Annotated in this window: 19 protein-coding genes and 2 pseudogenes; 14 read left to right on the top strand and 7 right to left on the bottom strand. The window is 64.2% G+C overall.

The features are described from left to right. Nucleotides 1-320 precede the first annotated feature (320 nt). Together ACQVLG_RS30570 and ACQVLG_RS30565 are read left to right on the top strand one after the other, a co-directional pair. Nucleotides 321-2591 (top strand): cyanophycin metabolism-associated ABC transporter, encoded by a 2271-nt coding sequence (locus ACQVLG_RS30570; RefSeq protein ID WP_474292295.1) that lies wholly within the window; start codon nt 321-323, stop codon nt 2589-2591. A 2-nt stretch (nt 2592-2593) separates the two neighbouring features. After that, nucleotides 2594-3064 carry a cyanophycin metabolism-associated DUF1854 family protein gene (locus ACQVLG_RS30565; RefSeq protein WP_474292293.1) on the top strand — a complete coding sequence of 157 codons (471 nt, stop codon included), beginning with the start codon at nt 2594-2596 and terminating at the stop codon, nt 3062-3064. A gap of 42 nt (nt 3065-3106) precedes the next feature. Here ACQVLG_RS30565 and ACQVLG_RS30560 read toward each other — a convergent pair whose 3' ends face one another. Both ACQVLG_RS30560 and ACQVLG_RS30555 read right to left on the bottom strand, forming a co-directional pair. Next, complete coding sequence (locus ACQVLG_RS30560) at nt 3107-3625, bottom strand: hypothetical protein (RefSeq protein WP_474292291.1); 519 nt, start codon at nt 3623-3625, stop codon at nt 3107-3109. A 155-nt stretch (nt 3626-3780) separates the two neighbouring features. Continuing rightward, nucleotides 3781-5295, bottom strand: a complete 1515-nt coding sequence (locus ACQVLG_RS30555) for an AMP nucleosidase (protein WP_305052847.1) — start codon at nt 5293-5295, stop codon at nt 3781-3783. 114 nt (nt 5296-5409) lie between these two features. Between ACQVLG_RS30555 and ACQVLG_RS30550 the strand changes: the two genes are divergently transcribed. The 4 genes and pseudogenes from ACQVLG_RS30550 to ACQVLG_RS30535 all read left to right on the top strand — a co-directional run bounded on the left by ACQVLG_RS30550 (nt 5410) and on the right by ACQVLG_RS30535 (nt 7946). Next, nucleotides 5410-6009, top strand: a complete 600-nt coding sequence (locus ACQVLG_RS30550; protein WP_474292289.1) for a TetR/AcrR family transcriptional regulator — start codon at nt 5410-5412, stop codon at nt 6007-6009. Nucleotides 6010-6026: 17 nt separating this feature from the next. Beyond that, nucleotides 6027-6832, top strand: a pseudogene (gene map / locus ACQVLG_RS30545) (type I methionyl aminopeptidase). Nucleotides 6833-6834: 2 nt separating this feature from the next. After that, on the top strand, nt 6835-7239 hold the full coding sequence (locus tag ACQVLG_RS30540) for a hypothetical protein (RefSeq protein WP_474292287.1): 405 nt from the start codon (nt 6835-6837) through the stop codon (nt 7237-7239). Between the two features lie 56 nt (nt 7240-7295). Then, a complete protein-coding gene (locus ACQVLG_RS30535; protein WP_230541138.1) occupies nt 7296-7946 on the top strand; it encodes an FABP family protein in 651 nt (216 codons plus the stop codon). Here the strand turns inward: ACQVLG_RS30535 and ACQVLG_RS30530 are convergent. The 3 genes from ACQVLG_RS30530 to ACQVLG_RS30520 all read right to left on the bottom strand — a co-directional run bounded on the left by ACQVLG_RS30530 (nt 7943) and on the right by ACQVLG_RS30520 (nt 11267). Beyond that, nucleotides 7943-8827 (bottom strand): tetratricopeptide repeat protein, encoded by an 885-nt coding sequence (locus tag ACQVLG_RS30530; protein ID WP_474292286.1) that lies wholly within the window; start codon nt 8825-8827, stop codon nt 7943-7945. The genes ACQVLG_RS30535 and ACQVLG_RS30530 overlap by 4 nt on opposite strands. Next, nucleotides 8766-10406 carry a hypothetical protein gene (locus tag ACQVLG_RS30525; RefSeq protein WP_474292285.1) on the bottom strand — a complete coding sequence of 547 codons (1641 nt, stop codon included), beginning with the start codon at nt 10404-10406 and terminating at the stop codon, nt 8766-8768. Before ACQVLG_RS30525 ends, ACQVLG_RS30530 begins: the two co-directional genes overlap by 62 nt. 81 nt (nt 10407-10487) lie before the next feature. Next, nucleotides 10488-11267: an AraC family transcriptional regulator gene (locus ACQVLG_RS30520; protein WP_474292283.1), complete on the bottom strand. Its 780-nt coding sequence runs from the start codon at nt 11265-11267 to the stop codon at nt 10488-10490. A 101-nt stretch (nt 11268-11368) separates the two neighbouring features. On the opposite strand from ACQVLG_RS30520, the gene ACQVLG_RS30515 reads away from it, so the two are divergent. Next, nucleotides 11369-12259, top strand: a complete 891-nt coding sequence (locus ACQVLG_RS30515) for a DMT family transporter (protein WP_474292281.1) — start codon at nt 11369-11371, stop codon at nt 12257-12259. Nucleotides 12260-12297: 38 nt separating this feature from the next. After that, on the top strand, nt 12298-12885 hold the full coding sequence (locus tag ACQVLG_RS30510; RefSeq protein ID WP_474292280.1) for an O-methyltransferase: 588 nt from the start codon (nt 12298-12300) through the stop codon (nt 12883-12885). Here ACQVLG_RS30510 and ACQVLG_RS30505 read toward each other — a convergent pair whose 3' ends face one another. Together ACQVLG_RS30505 and ACQVLG_RS30500 are read right to left on the bottom strand one after the other, a co-directional pair. Beyond that, nucleotides 12886-13395 carry a GAF domain-containing protein gene (locus tag ACQVLG_RS30505; protein WP_474292279.1) on the bottom strand — a complete coding sequence of 170 codons (510 nt, stop codon included), beginning with the start codon at nt 13393-13395 and terminating at the stop codon, nt 12886-12888. A gap of 32 nt (nt 13396-13427) precedes the next feature. After that, nucleotides 13428-14354, bottom strand: a complete 927-nt coding sequence (locus tag ACQVLG_RS30500; RefSeq protein WP_474292277.1) for a LysR family transcriptional regulator — start codon at nt 14352-14354, stop codon at nt 13428-13430. Between the two features lie 85 nt (nt 14355-14439). Here ACQVLG_RS30500 and ACQVLG_RS30495 point away from each other — a divergent pair, with 85 nt between their 5' ends. The 6 genes and pseudogenes from ACQVLG_RS30495 to ACQVLG_RS30470 form a co-directional block, all read left to right on the top strand. Next, entirely contained in the window at nt 14440-15432 is a 993-nt protein-coding gene (locus ACQVLG_RS30495) for an aldo/keto reductase (protein ID WP_474292275.1), read from the top strand. Between the two features lie 124 nt (nt 15433-15556). Beyond that, a complete protein-coding gene (locus ACQVLG_RS30490; protein WP_474292273.1) occupies nt 15557-16381 on the top strand; it encodes a CheR family methyltransferase in 825 nt (274 codons plus the stop codon). A 1-nt stretch (nt 16382) separates the two neighbouring features. Further along, nucleotides 16383-17030, top strand: coding sequence for a chemotaxis protein CheB (locus ACQVLG_RS30485; RefSeq protein WP_474292271.1), 648 nt, complete (start codon nt 16383-16385; stop codon nt 17028-17030). Between the two features lie 48 nt (nt 17031-17078). Next, complete coding sequence (locus ACQVLG_RS30480; protein ID WP_474295851.1) at nt 17079-17435, top strand: response regulator; 357 nt, start codon at nt 17079-17081, stop codon at nt 17433-17435. Then, a complete protein-coding gene (locus ACQVLG_RS30475) occupies nt 17414-18223 on the top strand; it encodes a sensor histidine kinase (protein WP_474292269.1) in 810 nt (269 codons plus the stop codon). Before ACQVLG_RS30480 ends, ACQVLG_RS30475 begins: the two co-directional genes overlap by 22 nt. Then, nucleotides 18220-19116, top strand: a pseudogene (locus tag ACQVLG_RS30470) (PAS domain-containing protein); the annotation flags it as partial. The gene ACQVLG_RS30475 and the pseudogene ACQVLG_RS30470, both read left to right, overlap by 4 nt. Nucleotides 19117-19209: the final 93 nt, after the last annotated feature.

The following is a 19209-nucleotide window of genomic DNA, read 5'->3' as shown; positions in this document are numbered from 1 at the left end:
TCGTATTCTGCTGGTGTTGTCATTCTAATTGTTACTAATTGTTGCCATACTTGTTATAAAGATACCGACTCCGGGCTAAGCTGGAGCATTTGCGCAACAGCGGGCTGTTGTATACTTGCCTGCGTACGATGAGCGCGCATTTTTTTGCGCCGTTTTGCCATCATTCATTACCGGCAGGCATCCATTCGATACAATACAGGAAATTGCCACTGGTGCATCCACCTCGCCACCGCGCAATACACAAACATTGATCGGGCGTCTGCCCCATCCCCCAAATCCCGCCCTGAAGGGCTTGGCCTCGAGCCGGAGTATGCTTTACGATGACAACTGAACTGAGTGTTCCTGCAACAACTATTCCCCTCACTTCGCTGCCGGAACACTGGCTGGCGGAAGTGGAGAGCAACCTTTCTCCAGGGGAGAACGTTTTAAGTAGCGTTGAGGTTGACCTCGATGCGCGATTACGTTTCACAAAAGGCATAATTGTTGTCACCGAGAAGCGTTTACTGGCCCGTTCCCCGGGCGATACCGCCTGGAAAAGTTGGTCTTTCCGCCACGGACTGCGCCTGACGCACCATGACCACGCCGGTGTCGGCCACCTGGAACTGTTCGACGACCACGGCCGCCTGGCTTCGTGGCGTTTTACTTTGGGCCAGAATTTGCATGCGATCCGCGTGCTGGAACAGTTCGTCGAGCGCCTCGACAGCCACCTGACGGGCCAGCCCGTGCTGGAAGCGGAGCAGGAAGTGTGTCCAAGCTGCAAGGCGCCTCTGGAGCCGGAGCAGGAAGAATGCCCGATCTGCGCCAAGGTGCTGCACACGCCGCCATCGACCTGGACCCTGTTCCGCCTGTGGCGCTTCGCCCACCCCTACCGCGGCCAGCTGGCGCTGGGCTTCATGCTGATGCTGCTGAGCACCGCCGCGCACATGATTCCGCCCTACCTGACGGCGCCGCTGATGGACAATGTGCTGATCCCGTATCAAAACGGCAAGCATATCGACCCGTGGCTGGTGGTGTACTACATGAGCGGCTTGCTCGGCTCGGCCCTGCTGGCCTGGCTGTTGGGCTGGGGCAAGACCTATGTGCTGGCCCTGGTGTCCGAACGCATGGGTGCCGATTTGCGCTCGGCCACGTATGAACACCTGATGAAACTGTCGCTGGAATTTTTCGGCGGCAAGCGCACGGGCGACCTGATGGCACGCATCGGCAGCGGCAGCGACCGCATCTGCGTCTTCCTGTCGCTGCATTTGCTCGATTTCGCCTCCGACGTGTTGATGATTATCATGACGGGCGTCATTTTGTGGTCGATGAACCCGTGGCTGGCCATCATGACCCTGGCGCCATTGCCCTTCATCGCCTGGATGATCCACCTGGTGCGCGACCGTCTGCGCACGGGCTTTGAAAAGATCGACCGCGTGTGGAGCGAAGTGACCAACGTGCTGGCCGATACCATCCCCGGCATTCGCGTTGTCAAGGCGTTTGCGCAGGAAAAGCGCGAAGCGGCCCGCTTCCGCGACGCTAACGCGCACAACCTGGCAGTCAACGACAAGTTGAACAAGGTCTGGTCGCTGTTCTCGCCCACCGTTTCCTTCCTGACGGAGATGGGTTTATTGGTCATCTGGTGCTTCGGCATCTGGCAATTGTCACGCGGCGAAATCACCGTCGGCGTGCTGACCGCCTTCATCGCCTACAGCACGCGTTTCTATGGCCGCCTCGATTCCATGAGCCGCATCGTCTCCGTGACGCAGAAATCGGCGTCCGCCGCCAAGCGCATCTTCGACATCCTCGACCACGTGTCGAGCGTGCCGGAACCGGCGCAACCGGTCAAACTGGACAAGATCGAAGGCCGGATCGACTTGCGCGAAGTCGGTTTCCGTTACGGCAACCGCGCCGTCAACCGCGGCATCACCCTGAACATCAAGGCGGGCGAGATGATCGGCCTGGTGGGCCACAGCGGTTCGGGCAAGAGCACGCTGGTCAACCTGATCTGCCGCTTCTACGACGTGTCGGAAGGGGCGATTTTGCTCGATGGCGTCGACATCCGCTCGTTCGCTGTGTCCGACTACCGCCGCAACATCGGCCTGGTGCTGCAGGAGCCGTTCCTGTTCTTCGGCACCATCGCGGAAAATATCGCCTACGGCAAGCCGCACGCGACGCGCCAGGACATCATCGCCGCCGCGCGCGCCGCGCATGCCCACGAATTCATCCTGCGCCTGCCGCAGGGCTACGATTCGATGGTGGGCGAGCGTGGCCAGGGCTTGTCCGGCGGCGAACGCCAGCGCATCTCGATCGCCCGCGCGCTCTTGATCGACCCGCGCATCCTGATCATGGATGAAGCCACGTCGTCGGTGGACTCGGAAACGGAAAAAGAAATCCAGAAGGCGCTCGATAACCTGGTGCAGGGCCGCACGACGATCGCCATCGCGCACAGGCTGTCGACCCTGCACCGGGCCGACCGCCTGGTGGTGCTGGACCGCGGCCAGGTCGTCGAAGTGGGCAGCCACGATGAACTGATGGCGAAAGAGGGCGCCTATTTCCGCCTCTACGAAGCACAGGCGCGCAATAACGAACTCGCCCTGGATGACAAGGAATAAGCATGGCCAGCACAACTTTTACATTACACCGCGACCCTTTCGGCAAGCTGGTGATGACGGACGCGGACGGCCAGGTCTTTGAAGGCGTGGCGCCCGTGCGCGCCTTTCCCATCCAGTCGCCCGACGAAGGCATTTCGCTGGTGCTGGGCAATGGCAAGGAAGTGGCGTGGATCGATCACATCGACGCCATGCCGGAGCCGGCGCGCAGCCTGCTGCAGGAAGAACTGGAAGGGCGCGAATTCATGCCGGAAATCGCGCGCGTGAAAAGCGTGAGCAGTTTCGCCACGCCGTGCACCTGGTACGTCGATACGGACCGGGGCGAGACGCAGTTCGTGCTGAAAGGCGAGGAAGACATCCGCCGCATCGGCGCCACGTCGCTCTTGATCGCCGACAACCACGGCATCCACTTTTTGATACGCGACATGTTCAATATCGACAAGACGACGCGCAAGATTCTGGATCGCTTCCTGTAAGCGATGCAACAATGAAAAACGGCGCCTTCACGGCGCCGTTTTTCATTGTTGCAGCATATCTGTGTGTTTTTCGCGCATCGTCTCAAGTTGCCCTTGCAAGCATGCTAATAAATCGGTGCGTGCAGGCAGCGGCAGTTTGTCCGAAAAACTGATGGCGTACTGGGGCTGGTCGGCCGCATACTCGATGCCGAACTGCATTTTTTTACCGGCGACAAAGTGCTCCAGTTGCTCGATGGCGGCAGGCAGGGGTACGGCGCCGGTCAGATAGCCAGGTTCATCGCTCTGCGTTGTCTGCGTGCGCATGGCCTTGCCCTGGCCTGCGGCAGCCAGCCAGAATCCCGTGGGGCCCGGCAGTTTCGGCTGGAGTTGTATCGGCCGCACATTGAGCTGGCTGACTGGCAGGCTGTTCCTTCCCGCCTTGACAGTGCCCCGCAATGTCGACGCTGAAGTGAGCAGCAGGAACTCGTGTCTTTCCAGATTTTCCCCGACCATCACCGTCGCGGTCAGCTTGATGCCGCATACGTCAAAGCCCGCTTCGGCGCGCTCGATGATCGGGTGCATGCTGACCTGCCTGGGTGTGACGAGCATTGCCGACAGCGCGGGCGCTGACAGGCAAAGTGGCACGGCAAGCGCGCACCATCGAACAAAATGCATGGATGTCCTTTTTTTTTGAGTGCCCGGGTGGATCCGTTGATCCACCCGGTGGAGTCGATGGCTTACTGAAACGCCACTTCCGCAAAGCTGCGCAATTTGCGGCTATGCAGCCGGTCCACGCCCTGGCGGCGCAGCAGTTCCACGGCGCGGATGCCGATGCGCAGGTGCTGGTCGACCCGTTCGCGGTAGAAGTGGTTGGCCATGCCGGGCAGCTTGATTTCGCCGTGCAGCGGCTTGTCGCTCACGCACAGCAGGGTGCCGTACGGGACGCGGAAACGGAAGCCGTTGGCGGCGATCGTCGCGCTTTCCATGTCCAGCGCGATGGCGCGGCTCTGGCTGAAACGGCGCTCCGGCGTGCGCTGCGGCAGCAGTTCCCAGTTGCGGTTGTCGGTGCTGGCGACTGTGCCCGTGCGCATGATGTGTTTCAGATCATGCCCCGTCAGCTGGGTGATTTCCGCCACCGCCGTTTGCAGCGCCTGCTGGATTTCCGCCAGCGGCGGGATCGGCACCCACAGCGGCAAGTCTTCGTCGAGCACGTGGTCTTCGCGCACATACGCATGCGCCAGCACGTAGTCGCCCAGGCTTTGCGTGGTGCGCAAGCCGGCGCAATGACCGAGCATCAGCCAGGCGTGCGGGCGCAGCACGGCGATATGGTCGGTGATGGTCTTCGCGTTGGCGGGACCGACGCCGATATTGACCATGGTGATGCCGCTGCCGTCCGCGCGCAGCAGGTGGTAGGCGGGCATCTGCGGCAGGCGCGGCGGGGCGGCGCCCAGCGCATCCTCGCTTTCGACCGTCTGTCCGACCCGGCGCGTGACCACGTTGCCCGGTTCGACGAAGGCGACGTAGCCGTCGTCGTCCGAGGGTGCGGCCGCATCGGGCGCGCGGTCCATCAGGGCGTGCCCCAGGCGGATGAATTCGTCGATGTAGAACTGGTAATTGGTAAACAGGACGAAGTTCTGGAAATGCTGCGGCGAGGTGCCGCTGTAGTGGCGCAGGCGCTGCAGCGAGTAATCGACGCGCGGCCCCGTGAACAGCGACAGCGGCTGCGCTTCGCCGTGCGCCGGTTCGTGCGTGCCGTTGGCGATGCCGTCGTCCATGGCCGACAGGTCGGGCAGGTCGAACAGGTCGCGCATGGCCAGACGGCGCCCCGCATCCATATTGCCTTCGATATGGTCATGCTCGGCGAACGAGAAATGCACGGGGATGGGCTGGGCGCTGACGCCCACTTCCAGGTGCACTTTCTGGCCGCTGTTATGGTTTTTCAGCAGCAGGGTGAACTGGTCCAGGTAGTAATCGCCGAACAGGTCGGGGCGCGTCAGGGTGGTTTCAAACACGCCGGGGCCGGCGACAAAACCGTAGGCCAGCGGCGAGTCGGCGCGCGCCACGGTGTCCGTCTGGATGCGCACGAAGGGGTAGCAGGCGCGCACGCGCTCGTGCATGTCTTCGCCGGCGACAAAGCGCTGCAGCGCGTCGCGCAAGTGTTCGATGCTGCTGCGGTAAATGGCTTGCACCTGTTCCAACGCCAGGCGTGGATCGTCGAAGCGGGAGGAGGCGATGAAGGGGGGCGTAAGCAAGCGGATTCTCCTTGTGGCGGTTCGTGCATACCATTGTAAGGCAGCAAGGCAACTCATGTTGGCGCATGTCGGGGGCGCTTGACGGATTCAAATAGAATCTGTATTCTATTTGAAATGGTCAGACTCGCCAAATTCAACGAAAACAACTTTATCGACAGCGCGATCGCCGTCGCCGCCCAGTGTGGCGTGGGCGCCGTGTCGATGGCCGCCATCGCCGTCAAGGCCGGCGCGCCCATCGGTTCCGTATATCACCGCTTCGATTCGCGCAATGCGATTTTGGCGCGCGCCTGGCTGCGCGTGAAGAGCGACTTCCGCGAGGAGGTGGCCAGCCGCTGGCTCGGCGGCGACACCTGGGCTGGCGTGCACGGCTTGCTGGACTGGTGCCGGCGCAAGCCCGTGTATGCGCGCTTCCTGCTGCAATGCGAGGACAGCCCCGATTTCTGCAGTGGACTTGGCGAGGAATTGCTGGCCGCCGTGGAAGAGGAACAGGCGGCGCTCGACGCCTGCTTTGCCCGCTGCGCCGAAGCCATGCCCGCCACCAAGGAGCTTGATCTCGATCACATGCTGCTCAAATTCGTCCTGATCGACGCCCCCGTGGCCGTCGTCAAGCCTTACCTGACCCAGGAGCGGCCGATACCTGCCAGCGTCGACGCCATGCTGCGCGCCTCGCACGACGCCGTGCGCGGCTGGGCGACCCAAACCATCACACACTGACAAAGAAAAGAATCCCCATGCGCTATTCCACCCAGCTTGAACACGGCAAGAAAATCCCCCTGCACGACGAAGAAGGTTTCATCGGCATGCGCGCGGCCGGCCGCATCGCCGCCGACACGCTCGACTACATCGCGCCTTTCGTGAAACCGGGCGTCTCGACGGCCAAACTCGACGCCCTGTGCGAGGAATTCATGCGCGCCGCCGGCGCCATCCCCGGCACCATCGACTACCACGGCTACAAGCACGCCAGCTGCATCTCCGTCAATCACGTGGTCACGCACGGCATCCCGTCCGAGACCAAGATCCTGAAAGTGGGCGACATCCTCAACATCGACGTGACGCCGAAGTTCCAGGGCTGGTTCGGCGACACCAGCCGCACCTTCAAGGTGGGCGCCGTCTCTCCATCCTGGCCAACCGCCTCGTCAACACGGCGTACGACGCCATGATGGCCGGCATCCACACCGTGCGTCCGGGCGCCACCCTGGGCGACGTGGGCGCCGCCATCGAGGCGGTGGCCAAGGCGCAGGGTTTTTCCTCCGTGCGCGACTTCTGCGGCCATGGCGTGGGCCAGGTCTTCCACGACACGCCGCAAGTGCTGCACTATGGCCGCGCCGGCACGGGCATCGTGCTCGAACCGGGCATGATTTTCACGATTGAACCGATGCTCAACGTGGGCAGCTACCAGGTCAAGGTCTTGCCCGACAAATGGACGACGGTGACGAAAGACCGTTCGCTGTCGGCGCAGTTCGAGCACTCGCTGGCCGTGACGGAAACGGGTTTCGAGATTTTCACCCTGACCGGTTCGACCGAGCCGCTGGTCTGAGCATGGATGCGGCCAGTGCCAGCTTGACGCAGCGCCTGCTGAACAAATACCGGCACGACCCGGAAGACGCGCTGCAGCACGTGGCGCTGGCAGTGCTGCAGCAGGAAGGCATCCGCGACGACAGCGTGCTGCGCCTTGATCGCATCGCGGCCCTGGCGCCGCCCGTCGCCGGCGTGGTGATGCTGGCCGAGTGGCTGGCCTATGTGGACTGGGAAGGCTTCGACAGCGCCCTGTACGCGAATATCGACGCGGTGGCGGCGTTCATCGCAGGCGAATTGAACTTGCCCGAGGCGGCCGCCAATCTGCTGCAAACGCGCGCTGCAGCCATGTTTGAATCGCAGCGCCCTTTGCTGGCGACAGCGGCCTTGCTGTTCATCGAACGCCACATCGCGCTCTTTCCCAGATAGCGGCCTGCGTCTTACAATGGCGGCAAGCACTGTTGCCCCATTTTGAAGACTTCCGCATGAGCGATTTTCCCGAAGATATCTACACCGAGCCGTCCGCCGACGTGCACACCCTGAACAACCTGGGCCCCCTGACGGGCATGGCCGGCATCTGGACGGGCACGCGTGGCCTGGACGTCAAGCCGAAAGCCGACGGCCCGCGCAAGCAGGCCTTCGTCGAGCGCATCGAACTGCAGCCGATCGACCCCGTCACCAACGGCCCGCAACTGTTCTACGGCTTGCGCTACTACATCCACATCACCAAGCCGGACCAGGTCAAAACGTATCATGAACAGGTGGGCTACTGGCTGTGGGAGCCGGCCACTGGCGCCGTGATCCAGACCCTGGCCATCCCGCGCGGCCAGATTGCCATGGCCTCGGGCACGACGACGGCGGACGCCACCAGTTTCGAACTGGTGGCCAAGCGCGATTCGACGGCCTACGGCATCTGCTCGAACCCCTTCCTCGAACACGCGTTCACCACCGTCGAATACCGCATCAAGGTCGACATCCACGCGGACGGCACCTGGGGCTACGACGAAGACACGGTCATGCTGATCCGCGGCAAGGACGAACCGTTCCACCACACGGACCGCAACCTGCTGACGAAAATCGGCGAACCGACGCCGAACCCGATGGCCCTGCAGGCGCTGGCGGCAGCCGCCGCTTAAGGCTGTCCCTGGGCCACGGCCTTGATCGCGCGCTCTTCTCCCATGGCGGCGGCGATCTTCCAGCGCTGCATGGCGCTGGCGCGGTCGGGGCGTTTCAGCCCCGCGCCTTCCCAGTCCATCAGGCCCAGGTTATAGATGTCGCCCGCGCTGCCCTTGTCGGCGGCCAGGGTGAACCATTTGCGCGCTTCCTTGTGGTTGACGGGAATCTGGTAGCCGCGCACGTGGTACAGGCCCAGTAGATGCATGGCTTGCGCATTGCCCTTGTTCGCTGCCTGTTTCAGCAGATCCAGGCCGCGCGCCATGTTGCGCGGCTCCTGCCAGCCTTCGGCCAGCATCACGCCCTTCGCCGTCAAGGCGTAGCTGTCGTTCTTCACCAGGCCCTTGCCGACCAGGGGCTTGGCGGCTACCTGGCGCGCTTCGCGCTGCCGCGCCGTCGGCGCCGTGGCGGGGCCGCTCTGGCCTTCGCCCATCAGCAGCATCCAGCCATATAGTCCATACGCGCCCGCGTCGCCCTTGCCGACCAGGTTTTCCAGCATGGCCAGCGCCTGCGCCTTGTCGCCATTTTCGTACAGCTTGACGGCCTTGGCGGCACTTGCGTCCTGCGGCACGGCGGCCGGCGCATGGGGCGCGACGGGTGCCGACGCCATGGCCGCCTGCTGCGGCGGCGCAGCGGGACGCACGCGCACGGGCAAGCCATAGCTGGCGGCCAGCACGGCCAGGCTGGCGGGTGCGAGGATCAGCACTTGCGCCAGCTGGTTGCGGCGGCCCTTGCCGGCGATGCCCATGGCGCGCTCGGCCTGCTGCTCGCCGCCCAGCGCTTCACTGAGCACGTTTTTTACCTTGCGGTTGAACAGCCAGTAGCCGGCGCCCGTGACGAGCAAGCCGGCGACGGCGGCGGCCCCGCGCCCGGCGAAGAACCAGGTGGCGATGGCGGCGGCCAGCGCGGCCAGCGCGCTTTTCCCACCAGAATTGCTTGGCCAGCCGCGTGTAGACCTGGCGCAGGGCACCGAGCACGCAGGTGCGCACGTTCTGCGCATACTCGGCCGAGACGACATCGACGTGCGCATGGTCCGCGTCGCCGCTGAGGACCGATTCGATCACGTCCGCATTCAATTCCGACGCGGCCACGTCGCGCAGCGGCGTCAATAAACCCTGGACGTGGGCCGAGAACAGGCCGTCATCCAAGCTGCCGGCCAGCGCGTCGCTGAGCGCCTTGAGGTCGCCGCGCAGCAGCTTTTCCACGATGTCGTCCAGGGTCAGCCAGCGCAAGTCCGTGCCGTACGCCACCAGGTGGTGCTTTTCCCCGTTGCAGGCGGCATCCAGGCGCACGATGCGCAGCTTGGCCGCATACAGGGCGTCGACTTCCTGCGGCTGGTCTTCATTGTAAATGCTCACTTTCGCCAGGGCCAGACTGCTGGCAATGGCCGCCAGTGAGTGCACGCTCTCCTTGTCGCGGATGCGGCGCGCGTCGTCGGGCGCCTGCTTGGGCAGGCTGACGCTGTAGCCGGGCGCCACGTGCACGTCGACCCAGGCCGCCTTGCCCACCTTGCCGGAACCGTCGCACGGGTTGCAGCGCAAGTCGCCCACGCCGCTGCAGGTGCGGCACGTGATCTTGCCGCTGGCGCGGCAGGTGCCGCAATTGATGTTGCCGGAACCGTGGCAAGTGTTGCAGCTGACCTTGCCGTAGCTGCAATGGTAGCAAGAGCGGTATTCGGTGCGGTACTGGGGCCGCGTTTCGCTGTGGTAGCTGGTGTGCGAGCTGCCGTTGCTGTAGGTGGTAGTGGGCACTTGCACCGTGATGTAGTCGATGACTTGCTCGGACACCGTGCCGCTGCCGCTGCAATACGAGCACGACACCTTGCCGCTGCCGTAGCAGCCATAGGCGTCGCAGCTGACGGTGCGCCCGCCGTGGCAGTTCCAGCACGTTTCCGTCGTCGCGCCGTGGCAGGTGTGGCAGCCGATGCGGCCTTTTCCGGAACAGGGGCTGCAGGTATCGAGGTGCCAGTACTTGACGGCGTGCGGCAGGTAGACGCCCGCTTCGACGCCGTTGTAGGCCTGGCCCGGCTGGCGCAGGGCCGCGTCGAGCTTGCTTGCCGCGCGGCGCAGCCGCTCCTTTTCCTGCGCGTGAGCGAGTGCTCCCACCTCGTGGGAGCCACAGCGGCAGTCATTTCCCGTCGGCGCAAAATAGCCATTGATGACGCGCTGCTCGAAGCGCGCCTCGAGCGCGTAATTGGCTTGCAGGGAAAAATCCTGCAGCACGTCTTCCTCGCCCAGCGGCGTGATGTCATGCGGCTCGAAACGCGTCTTGTCCTGCACCAGCGTGCGCAGCTTGCCCAACACGGTGGGGACTTCCTCCTTGCCGAGCGTGAGGGGCGCTGGCGCCGTCACGGCCGTCTCTGTCACCTGCGGCGCATCCTCGCTGCCTGGGGTTTCATGGGCCGTCTCGGTGCTGGGGTTCATGCGCATCCTTTTGCTCTCTGGAAAGATGTTTGAATTTTAGCATCCCAATATGACAAAGCATGACAAAGCGGACCCGCTTTTTCAGCGCAGGCCGCGGCGGAACTGGTCCGGCGTGCCGCCGCTCTGGCGGCGGAACATGGCGATGAAGGCGGAGGCCGTGCTGTAGCCCAGTTCCAGCGCGATCGCCTGCACGGTTTCTCCCCGTTCCAGCATCGGCAGGGCGGCCAGGAAGCGCTGGCGCTGGCGCCATTCGCCGAACGGCATGCCCAGTTCGCGCTGGCAGCGGCGCGCCAGGGTGCGTTCGGTAACGTGCAATTGCGTGGCCCATTCGGACAGTGAGCGGTTACTTCCCGGCTCCGCCTGCAGGGCCGCCAGCAAGGTCGCGATGACGGGTTCGTCGCTGCCGGGCAGGTAGTTGCGGCTGCACGGCGCCAGCTGTAACTGGTCGACCAGCACCTGCGCCAGGCGCCGGTCGGCTGCGCTGGCGGGCGTGGTGACGTTTCTTTCGGCGAAGTCGGCCAGGATGGCTTTCAGCAGGGGGCTCAGCACCAGCGCGCACGGCTGCGCCGGCAGCTGCGCGCACAGGCTGGCATCGATGTAGGCAGAGTGAAACACGACATCCTGGCGGATATAGCCGTCATGCAAAGTTTCCGGCGGTATCCACACGGCGTACTGGGGCGGCGACAGATAGCGCTGACCCGCCACCATGATTTCCATCACGCCCGTGGAGCAATACGTGAGCTGGCCCCACGGATGGCTCTGGTAATCGAACTGCTGATGCGCGTGATAATCGTCGAGGCGAAAGTACACGGGATAGGGCAGGGTGTCGGAAACGGCGGGGAAATGCTGGTTGCTGGCCATGGTGTCTTTGTCCTGTTCTTCGCATCGATTGTCCGGTTTTCATTATATCCATGGAATCAGACCATGCGAAAATGGCGGTCATTGAATCGTGGAGTACTTGCATGAAAGCCAAGCATTATCTGTTTCCCGTGATCGCCGTGCTGATCTGGGCCATCAATACCATCGTCAGCAAGCTGGCCGTCGGCGTGATCGACCCGGCCGCCATCTCGTTTTACCGCTGGCTGCTGGCCGGCGTGCTGCTGGCGCTCGTGTTTGCCCGCCCCGTGTGGAAGCAGCGGGCCGTGGTGAAACCGTATCTGGGGAAACTGTTTGTGCTGGGCATGTTGGGCATGGTCATGTACCAATGCCTCGCCTACATCGCCGCGCAAACGACGACGGCCACCAACATGGGCATTCTGGCATCGATGATGCCGCTGCTGGCCGTGGGCCTGTCCGTGCTGGTGTTGAAGGAGGCGCCCACCGTGGGCGGCGTGTTCGGCGGCCTCGTGTCCTTGCTGGGACTCGGTTACCTGCTCAGCCATGGCGACCCGGCCGCGCTGCTCGCCCATGGCGCGGCCGTGGGTGACGCGCTGATGCTGCTGGCGTGTTTGTCGTATGCGGGTTACGGCGTGCTGCTCAAGCGCTGGAAGATTCCCCTGAATAACTGGCACTCCTTGCTGATTCAGGTCTGGTGCGCCGTGCCCGTGCTGTGCGTGTATTACCTGAGCCAGTCGGCGCCGCCCGTCACCGGCGCCGGCTTGCCGCTGGTGCTGTTTGCCGGCATCCCCGCCTCCATCATCGCGCCGTTCCTGTGGATGCACGGCCTGGCCAAGCTGGGCCCCAGCCGCGCCACCACCCTGATGAATCTGCTGCCCGTGTTCACGGTGATTATCGCCATGCTGTTCCTCGGTGAAACCTTGCACAGCTATGACGTGATCGGCGGCGGCGTGACCCTGCTGGGCGTGGTGATGGTGCAATATCTGAAGCGCCCCCTGCGTCGCGCCAGCGCCTAGTTTTTTTGCTATGCTGATGTTTTTCACAAGGAGCCATCATGCCGGACATTGATACCCTGTTGAGCGAACTCGAAGCCTTCGGCAACACCAATGATGCGGCGCACGCGGAACGCGCCAGCCGCATGCTCAACATCACGCGCGACACGGGCGAGCTGCTGGCCGTGCTCGTGCACGCGCGCGGCGCGCGCCGGGTGCTGGAAATCGGCACCTCGAACGGTTACTCGACCCTGTGGCTGGCGCGCGCGGCGCAGGCGCTGGGCGGCAGCGTGGTGACGGTGGAAAAGGCGCAGGACAAGTTTGATATGGCGCATGCCAACTTTGCGCGCGCGCAATTGCAAGGCGTAATCGGGCAGCTGCTGGCGGACGCGGGCGACGTGCTGCGCGATGCGGCGGACGGCGCCTACGATTTCATCTTCCTCGATTCCGCGCGCCAGCAATACGAACAGTGGTGGCCGCAGCTGGACCGCGCGCTGGCGGCGGGCGGCGTGCTGGTGGTCGACAACGCCAGTTCGCACTACGCGGACATGGCGGGGTTCCTTGACGCCATCCGCGCCGACAGCCGCTACACGACGTGTCTGGCGACTGTCGGCAAGGGCGAATTCATCGCCGTCAAGTCCGGCAACTGATTACTCGGCGACGATAGCCGCTTCCAGCACGCGCACCAGCGATTCGACGCCTTGCGCGTCGACCTCGTCGAAGCGGCTGATCAAGGGGCTGTCGAGGTCGAACACGCCGACGATTTGATTTTGCGCAAAAACGGGCACCACCAGTTCCGAACGCGAATTGACGTCGCAGGCGATGTGGCCGGGAAACGCGTGCACGTCCTGCACGACGATGGACTTGCCTTCGACCACCGTGGTGCCGCACACGCCGCGTCCTTTCTTGATGCGGATGCAGGCCGGCTTGCCCTGGAACGGCCCCAGCACCAGTTCCTCGCCTTTCAGAAAGTAGAAACCAGCCCAGTTCAGGCCCGGCATGGTATTGAAGACCAGCGAACTGAAGTTGGCCGTATTGGCGATGAAGTCGGTTTCGCCCGACAGCAAGCCTTGCAATTGCGAGCGCAGGTCCGCATACATGGCTTGCTTGGCGGCGGGGGTGTCGGTGCCGTAGGCGGCGTCGCTGAGGGTAAACGTCATGGTCGTGGTGGGCGCGCAAAATGGGGAAGGCCTTATGGTAGCGCGTCTGGCGCATCCGCGTGCGGCCCTCGCTTTTGCAGGTGTTCCTGCGCCAGCCGGCGCAGCAGGGGCATGGCCGCATGGCCGTGTTCTTCCCGCCAGGCCAGGCCGATGCCGGCCGCCAGTTCTTCTCCTTCCAGCAAGGGCCGGTAAGCCACGCCAGCCAGGCGCAGCGCGCGGAACGAATCGGCCAGCAGCGCCATGCCCTTGCCGGCCGCCACGTCGCCGAGCAGCACGTGGTGGTCCACGGCTTCGCGCAGGAAGGCGGGCGCGAAGCCATGGCGGCGAAATACCTGCTGGCAATGGTCGAAGAAGGCGGGCTGGCGCGCCCGTTCGAACCAGTAAATCGGTTCTGCCGCGATGTCGGTCAGACTGAGCTTGCGCTTCTTCGCCAGCCGGTGCCCGGCGGGCAGGGCCAGCATCATGGGCTGGCGCGCCAGCGGTTGCACGGCCAGCTCGAACGTGGCGCTGGGCAGCGCAAGCAGTGCCGCGTCCAGCTGGCCCTTGCGCACGCTAGCCACCAGGCGCGGCGAGGGCGCCGCCGTCAGTTCCAGGCGAATACTGCCCAGTTGTCCTTCCAGCGCCGCCAGCAGGGGGCGGAACAGGCCGGCCGCCACGGAGCTGGTCAGGCCCAGGCGCAGGCGTGCCGGGGCGGCATCGCTCTGCAGCGACGCTTGCGCCGCATCCAGCAAATCGAGGATATGCAGCGCCTGCGGCAGCAGGGTGCGGCCCGCCTGCGTCAGGGCGACGCCCTGCGTGTCGCGCTCGAACAGGCGCGCGCCCAGCCGGTCTTCCAGCAGCCGGATGGCGCGCGACAGGGGCGGCTGGGTCATGTGCAATTGCTCGGCCGCCTGGCGGAAGTTCAGGCAGCGGGCGACGGCGCAAAACAGGGTCAATGCATGGGTGTCGAGGGCTCTCATATCAGAAAGGTATCACGAAATTGCGCATTCCCTTGCCAGCCGGCGCGGCGCAGACTGGCCGCATTGACACTTGAGGGAGATCAACATGCAACTGCAACAACGACGCATCGGCCATAGCGGCTTGAACAGCTCGGCACTGGGCCTGGGCTGCATGGGCATGTCGGAATTCTATGGCGCCACGGACGAGGCGCAATCGATGGCCACGCTGGAAGCGGCCCTGGCGGCGGGCGTGACCATGTTCGACACGGCCGACGCCTACGGCTTCGGCCACAACGAGCAATTGCTGGGACGTTTCCTGGCGCGCCACCCAGGCCAGGCGCTGGTTGCCACCAAGTGCGGCCTGGCGCGCGAGCCGGGCAGTTATGCGCGCCGCGTCGACAATTCCCCCGCCTACATCCGCCAGGCGTGCGAGGCGTCGCTGGCGCGCCTGAGCGTGGAGAGCATCGACCTGTTTTATCTGCACCGCCTGAACCTGGACACGCCGTTGGAAGACTCGATGGGGGCGCTGGCGCAGCTGCGGCAAGAAGGAAAAATTCGCGCCGTGGGCCTGTGCGAAGTGAGCGCCGCCACCTTGCGGCGCGCGGCGGCCATCTGCCCCGTGGCGGCCGTGCAGAGCGAATACTCGCTGTGGACGCGCGAGCCGGAGCAGGGCGTGCTGGCCGCCTGCCGCGAGGTGGGTGCCAGTTTCTTTGCCTACAGCCCGCTGGGCCGCGGTTTCCTGACGGGCGCCATCGCCGATGCGGCCAGTCTCGACGCGGGAGATTTCCGCCACTTCAATCCCCGTTTCGCCGCCGGCAACCTGGCGCGCAACCAGGCCATCGTCGCGCTGGTCCGTGACCTGGCGCGCGCGAAAGGCTGCACGCCGGCCCAACTGGCGCTGGCCTGGCTGCTGGCGCAAGGCGACGACATCATCCCCATTCCCGGCACCAAGCGCATTGCCTATCTGCATGACAACCTGGGCGCGCTGGCCGTGCGGCTGGACGGCGCGGAACTGGCGGCGATGAACGCGGCCTTTCCCTTGGGCATGGCGGCGGGCGCGCGCTACACGGACGAAGGCATGAAGGGCGTGGATGCCTGAAAAAAGACGCGCGAGTGTACGCCAGCGTACCTAACTGATGTTTTCCCTGCGGGATAATCGCCGGCGATCTGCTAGCATTTGGCAGGTTGCACGGTATTCAACGGTCAGGTATCCGATGAGGTGGATGTTGTTAGATGATGATATTTTCGATATAGAACTGAAATTGTTGCTTGAAGGAATATTGCTGTGCTATCAGCACGATTTCCGCGATTATTCGGTGGCGTCCCTGCGCCGGCGCATGCGCCAGGCCATGGAGCGCTTCGGCTGCGCCAGCCTGTCGCAATTGCAGGACCGCATCTTGCACGAGCCGGCCATGTTCGCGCAGATGCTGCAATTCTTCACGGTGCAAGTGAGCGAGATGTTCCGCGATCCCGCGTATTTCCGTGCCTTGCGCGAAAAAGTCGTGCCCATCCTGCACACCTATCCCTCGATCAAGATCTGGGTGGCCGGCTGCAGCAGCGGCGAAGAGGTCTGGTCGCTGGCCATCTTGCTGGACGAGGAAGGCTTGCTCGAACGCAGCATGATTTATGCGACCGATATCAACGTGGAAGCGCTGGCCGCCGCCGAAGCGGGCATCTATCCCATCGAGCGCATCGCCCAGTTCAGCGAGAATTACCAGCTGGCGGGCGGCAAGCGCTCGCTGTCCGACTATTACACGGCCGCCTACAAGGGCGCCATCTTTGACCGGCGCTTGCGGCGCCAGTTCGTCTTCGCCGACCACAGCCTGGCGACGGACAGCGTGTTTTCGGAGGTGCACATGGTTTCCTGCCGTAACGTGATGATTTACTTCAATAAAGACTTGCAGGACCGCAGCCTGGGCCTGTTCCACGAAGCGCTGGTAAACCGGGGCTTCCTGGGCCTGGGCATGAAGGAAAGCCTGCATTTCAGCCGCCACGCTGCCAGCTTCAACGAGCTGAGCCCGGCTGAGCGCATCTTCCAGCGTGCCTGACATGCTGCCGACCTGCGACGTGGCGCCGCCGCCACCTGGCCTGCGCCTGATCGCCATCGGCGCTTCGGCCGGCGGCGTGGAAGCGCTGGGCATCGTGCTGCGTGCCTTGCCCGCCACCTGCCGTGCCACCGTGGTGGTGGTGCTGCACCTGGCGCCGGGCCGCTCGAGCCAGTTGCCGCACCTGTATGCGGAACGTTGCCAGCTGCCTTTGCGCGAAGCGCAGGACAAGGAACCGCTGCAAGCGGGCACCGTGTATTTCGCGCCGCCCGATTACCACCTGCAAGTCGAGCCCGATGGCTGTTTTTCCTTGTCGCAGGAAGAGCCCGTGTATTTTTCGCGTCCATCCATCGATGTCCTGCTGGAAACGGCAGCGTACGCCTACCGGCGCGCCATGCTGGCCATCATCCTGACGGGCGCCTCGGCCGATGGCGCGGCGGGCCTGGCGCGCGTGCGGCAGCTGGGCGGCAGTGCCTGGGTGCAAGACCCGCAGCGGGCCAGTTGCGGCATCATGCCGGCCGCCGCGCTCAAGCGGGGCGCGCCGACCGCGTGCTCGATTTGCCGCAAATGGCAGCCAGCCTGGCCTTGCTGGACAACGCGGGGGACAAGTGAATGGGAGTGGTGCAGTGCGTGTAATATATGCAAAAACTGAAGCAATATTTATATCCATATCGAAATATTATGGCATCTTGCCGTGACGATGCCTGAAGACTACTCCGTGACCGCACCTATCCATATCCTCGTCGTTGACGACATCGCGCAAAACCTGGTCGCCGCCGAAGCCGTGCTGGCGCGGCCTGGCATTGTCATCCTGAAAGCCAGCTCGGGCGCGCAAGCGCTGGAATTGCTGTTGACGCATGAAGTGGCACTGGCCCTGATCGACGTGCAAATGCCGCAGATGGATGGTTTTGAATTGGCCGAACTGATACGCGGCAGCGAGCGCACGCGCAGCATTCCCTTGATTTTTCTCACGGCCGCTTCGCGCGAACCGAGCTACAGTTTCCGTGGCTACGAGGCGGGCGCCGTCGATTTCCTGTGTACAAGCCCATCGACGTAAAAGCCTTGCAAAGCAAGGTGGCGGTGCTGGTGCAGCTATACCAGCAAAAGCGTGAATTGTCGGCCCAGCTCGACGAGCTCAAGCATGCGCTGCACCTGAATGAACTGTTCACGGCCGTGCTGGGCCACGACTTGCGCACGCCCCTGTCGGTGGTCATGAACGGCGCCATGCTGTTGCCGATGATGAGCGACCACCCGAAGGTGATCGTCACGGCGCAGCGTATCGAAAGCAGCGCCAAGCGCATGGCGCGCATGGTCGACCAGTTGCTGGACCTGGCGCGCATCCGTTCCGGCACGATGGAGTTGCGCAGCAGTACGCACGACTATCTGGCGCTGGCGCGCGCCATCGTCGAGGAATTCGAGACGGCCGGCCAAGCCCCGCTTATCGAGCTCAGCAGCGTGGGCGAGCTGCACGGGCAATGCGATGCGGGCTTGCTGTCGCAAGTCATCTCTAACCTCCTCAGCAATGCCCTCACGCATGGCGAGGCGGGTGCGCCCGTGCAGCTGGCCCTCGACGGGCGCGCCGCCGACAGCATTGAATTGCGCATCGCCAATCGTGGCGTGATTCCCGCCGCCTTGCTGCCGACCCTGTTCGAGCCGTTCCAGCAGGCGGGTGAAAAGCGCCGGACGGGGCAGGGCCTGGGACTGGGCCTGTACACGGTGAACATGTTCGTCCAGGCCCACGGCGGCACGGTTGAGCTCAGTTCGACGGCCGCGCAGGGCACGCTGGCGACGGTGCGCATCCCGCGCCAGTGCCAGGTGCGCGTGCAAGCGGAACTGCCCACATGAGCGCGCCAACCTGGCCGCGCGGCGGCGGCAGCATGGGCGAACTGGTGCGCCAGCGCGACTGGTCCGCCACCAGCCTGGGCGCCGTCGATGGCTGGCCCGCCCATTTGCGCGCCAGCGTCGACATCGTGCTCAATTCGCCCATGGCGATGGTGCTGATGTGGGGCCCGCAGCACGTGATGATCTACAACGACGACTACATCCAGATCGCCGGGGCGCGCCATCCGGCGGCGCTGGGCGGCACGGTGCCGGCCGTCTGGCCGGAAATCTGGGACTGGAACGCGCGCATCCTCGCGGCGGGATTGCGCGGCGAGACGCAGGTGCACCGCGAATGCTGTTTGCCGCTGTTGCGCGACGGACAGCGCACGGACGTCTGTTTCGACCTGTTTTACGCGCCCGTGCATGGCGCCGATGGCCAGGTCGATGGCGTGCTGTGCACGGCGCTGGAGTTGACGGCGCGCATGGAGGAGGGGCGCCAGCTGAAACTGGCCACGGCCGAGTTGGGCAAACTCAACGCCAACTTGCAGATGGAGAGCGAGGCCGTGCGCGCGGCCAACCGCCGCCTGGGCGAGGAGCGGGCGCTGCTGCGCGCCCTGTTCCAGCAGGCACCGAGCTTCATGGCCCTGCTGCGCGGGCCGCGTCACGTGTTTGAATTGGCGAATGAACATTATCTGCGCCTGGTGGGCCACCGCGATCTGCTGGGCAGGTCCGTCGAAGAGGCCTTGCCCGAAGTCAAGGCACAGGGATTCATCGAACTGCTCGACCAGGTCTACCGCACGGGCGTGCCCTTCGAAGGGCGCCAGGTCAAAGTGGATTTGCAGACGGCGGATGGGCAAACGGGACAACGCCAGATCGACTTCGTGTACCAGCCCATCAAGGATGACGAGGGCACGGTGACGGGCATCCTCGTCGAAGGCATCGACGTTACCGAACGCATGGAAAGCGAGGAGCGCTTGCGCCTGGCCCAGCAGGCGGGCGGCATCGGCACC

This window comes from Janthinobacterium sp. TPC_1, assembly GCF_056037845.1.
The sequence above is the reverse complement of the archived record's forward strand: the minus strand, read 5'-3'. Positions and strand labels throughout refer to the sequence as shown.

What these genes read in the sequence shown, in the direction of transcription:
- ACQVLG_RS30570 (WP_474292295.1), top strand. Translation starts at nt 321, where the DNA reads ATGACAACTGAACTGAGTGTTCCTGCAACAACTATTCCCCTCACTTCG.
- ACQVLG_RS30565 (WP_474292293.1), top strand. Translation starts at nt 2,594, where the DNA reads ATGGCCAGCACAACTTTTACATTACACCGCGACCCTTTCGGCAAGCTG.
- ACQVLG_RS30560 (WP_474292291.1), bottom strand. Translation starts at nt 3,625, where the DNA reads ATGCACCCGATCATCGAGCGCGCCGAAGCGGGCTTTGACGTATGCGGC.
- ACQVLG_RS30550 (WP_474292289.1), top strand. Translation starts at nt 5,410, where the DNA reads ATGGTCAGACTCGCCAAATTCAACGAAAACAACTTTATCGACAGCGCG.
- ACQVLG_RS30540 (WP_474292287.1), top strand. Translation starts at nt 6,835, where the DNA reads ATGGATGCGGCCAGTGCCAGCTTGACGCAGCGCCTGCTGAACAAATAC.
- ACQVLG_RS30535 (WP_230541138.1), top strand. Translation starts at nt 7,296, where the DNA reads ATGAGCGATTTTCCCGAAGATATCTACACCGAGCCGTCCGCCGACGTG.
- ACQVLG_RS30525 (WP_474292285.1), bottom strand. Translation starts at nt 10,406, where the DNA reads ATGAACCCCAGCACCGAGACGGCCCATGAAACCCCAGGCAGCGAGGAT.
- ACQVLG_RS30520 (WP_474292283.1), bottom strand. Translation starts at nt 11,267, where the DNA reads ATGGCCAGCAACCAGCATTTCCCCGCCGTTTCCGACACCCTGCCCTAT.
- ACQVLG_RS30515 (WP_474292281.1), top strand. Translation starts at nt 11,369, where the DNA reads ATGAAAGCCAAGCATTATCTGTTTCCCGTGATCGCCGTGCTGATCTGG.
- ACQVLG_RS30510 (WP_474292280.1), top strand. Translation starts at nt 12,298, where the DNA reads ATGCCGGACATTGATACCCTGTTGAGCGAACTCGAAGCCTTCGGCAAC.
- ACQVLG_RS30505 (WP_474292279.1), bottom strand. Translation starts at nt 13,395, where the DNA reads ATGACGTTTACCCTCAGCGACGCCGCCTACGGCACCGACACCCCCGCC.
- ACQVLG_RS30500 (WP_474292277.1), bottom strand. Translation starts at nt 14,354, where the DNA reads ATGAGAGCCCTCGACACCCATGCATTGACCCTGTTTTGCGCCGTCGCC.
- ACQVLG_RS30495 (WP_474292275.1), top strand. Translation starts at nt 14,440, where the DNA reads ATGCAACTGCAACAACGACGCATCGGCCATAGCGGCTTGAACAGCTCG.
- ACQVLG_RS30490 (WP_474292273.1), top strand. Translation starts at nt 15,557, where the DNA reads ATGTTGTTAGATGATGATATTTTCGATATAGAACTGAAATTGTTGCTT.
- ACQVLG_RS30485 (WP_474292271.1), top strand. Translation starts at nt 16,383, where the DNA reads ATGCTGCCGACCTGCGACGTGGCGCCGCCGCCACCTGGCCTGCGCCTG.
- ACQVLG_RS30480 (WP_474295851.1), top strand. Translation starts at nt 17,079, where the DNA reads ATGCCTGAAGACTACTCCGTGACCGCACCTATCCATATCCTCGTCGTT.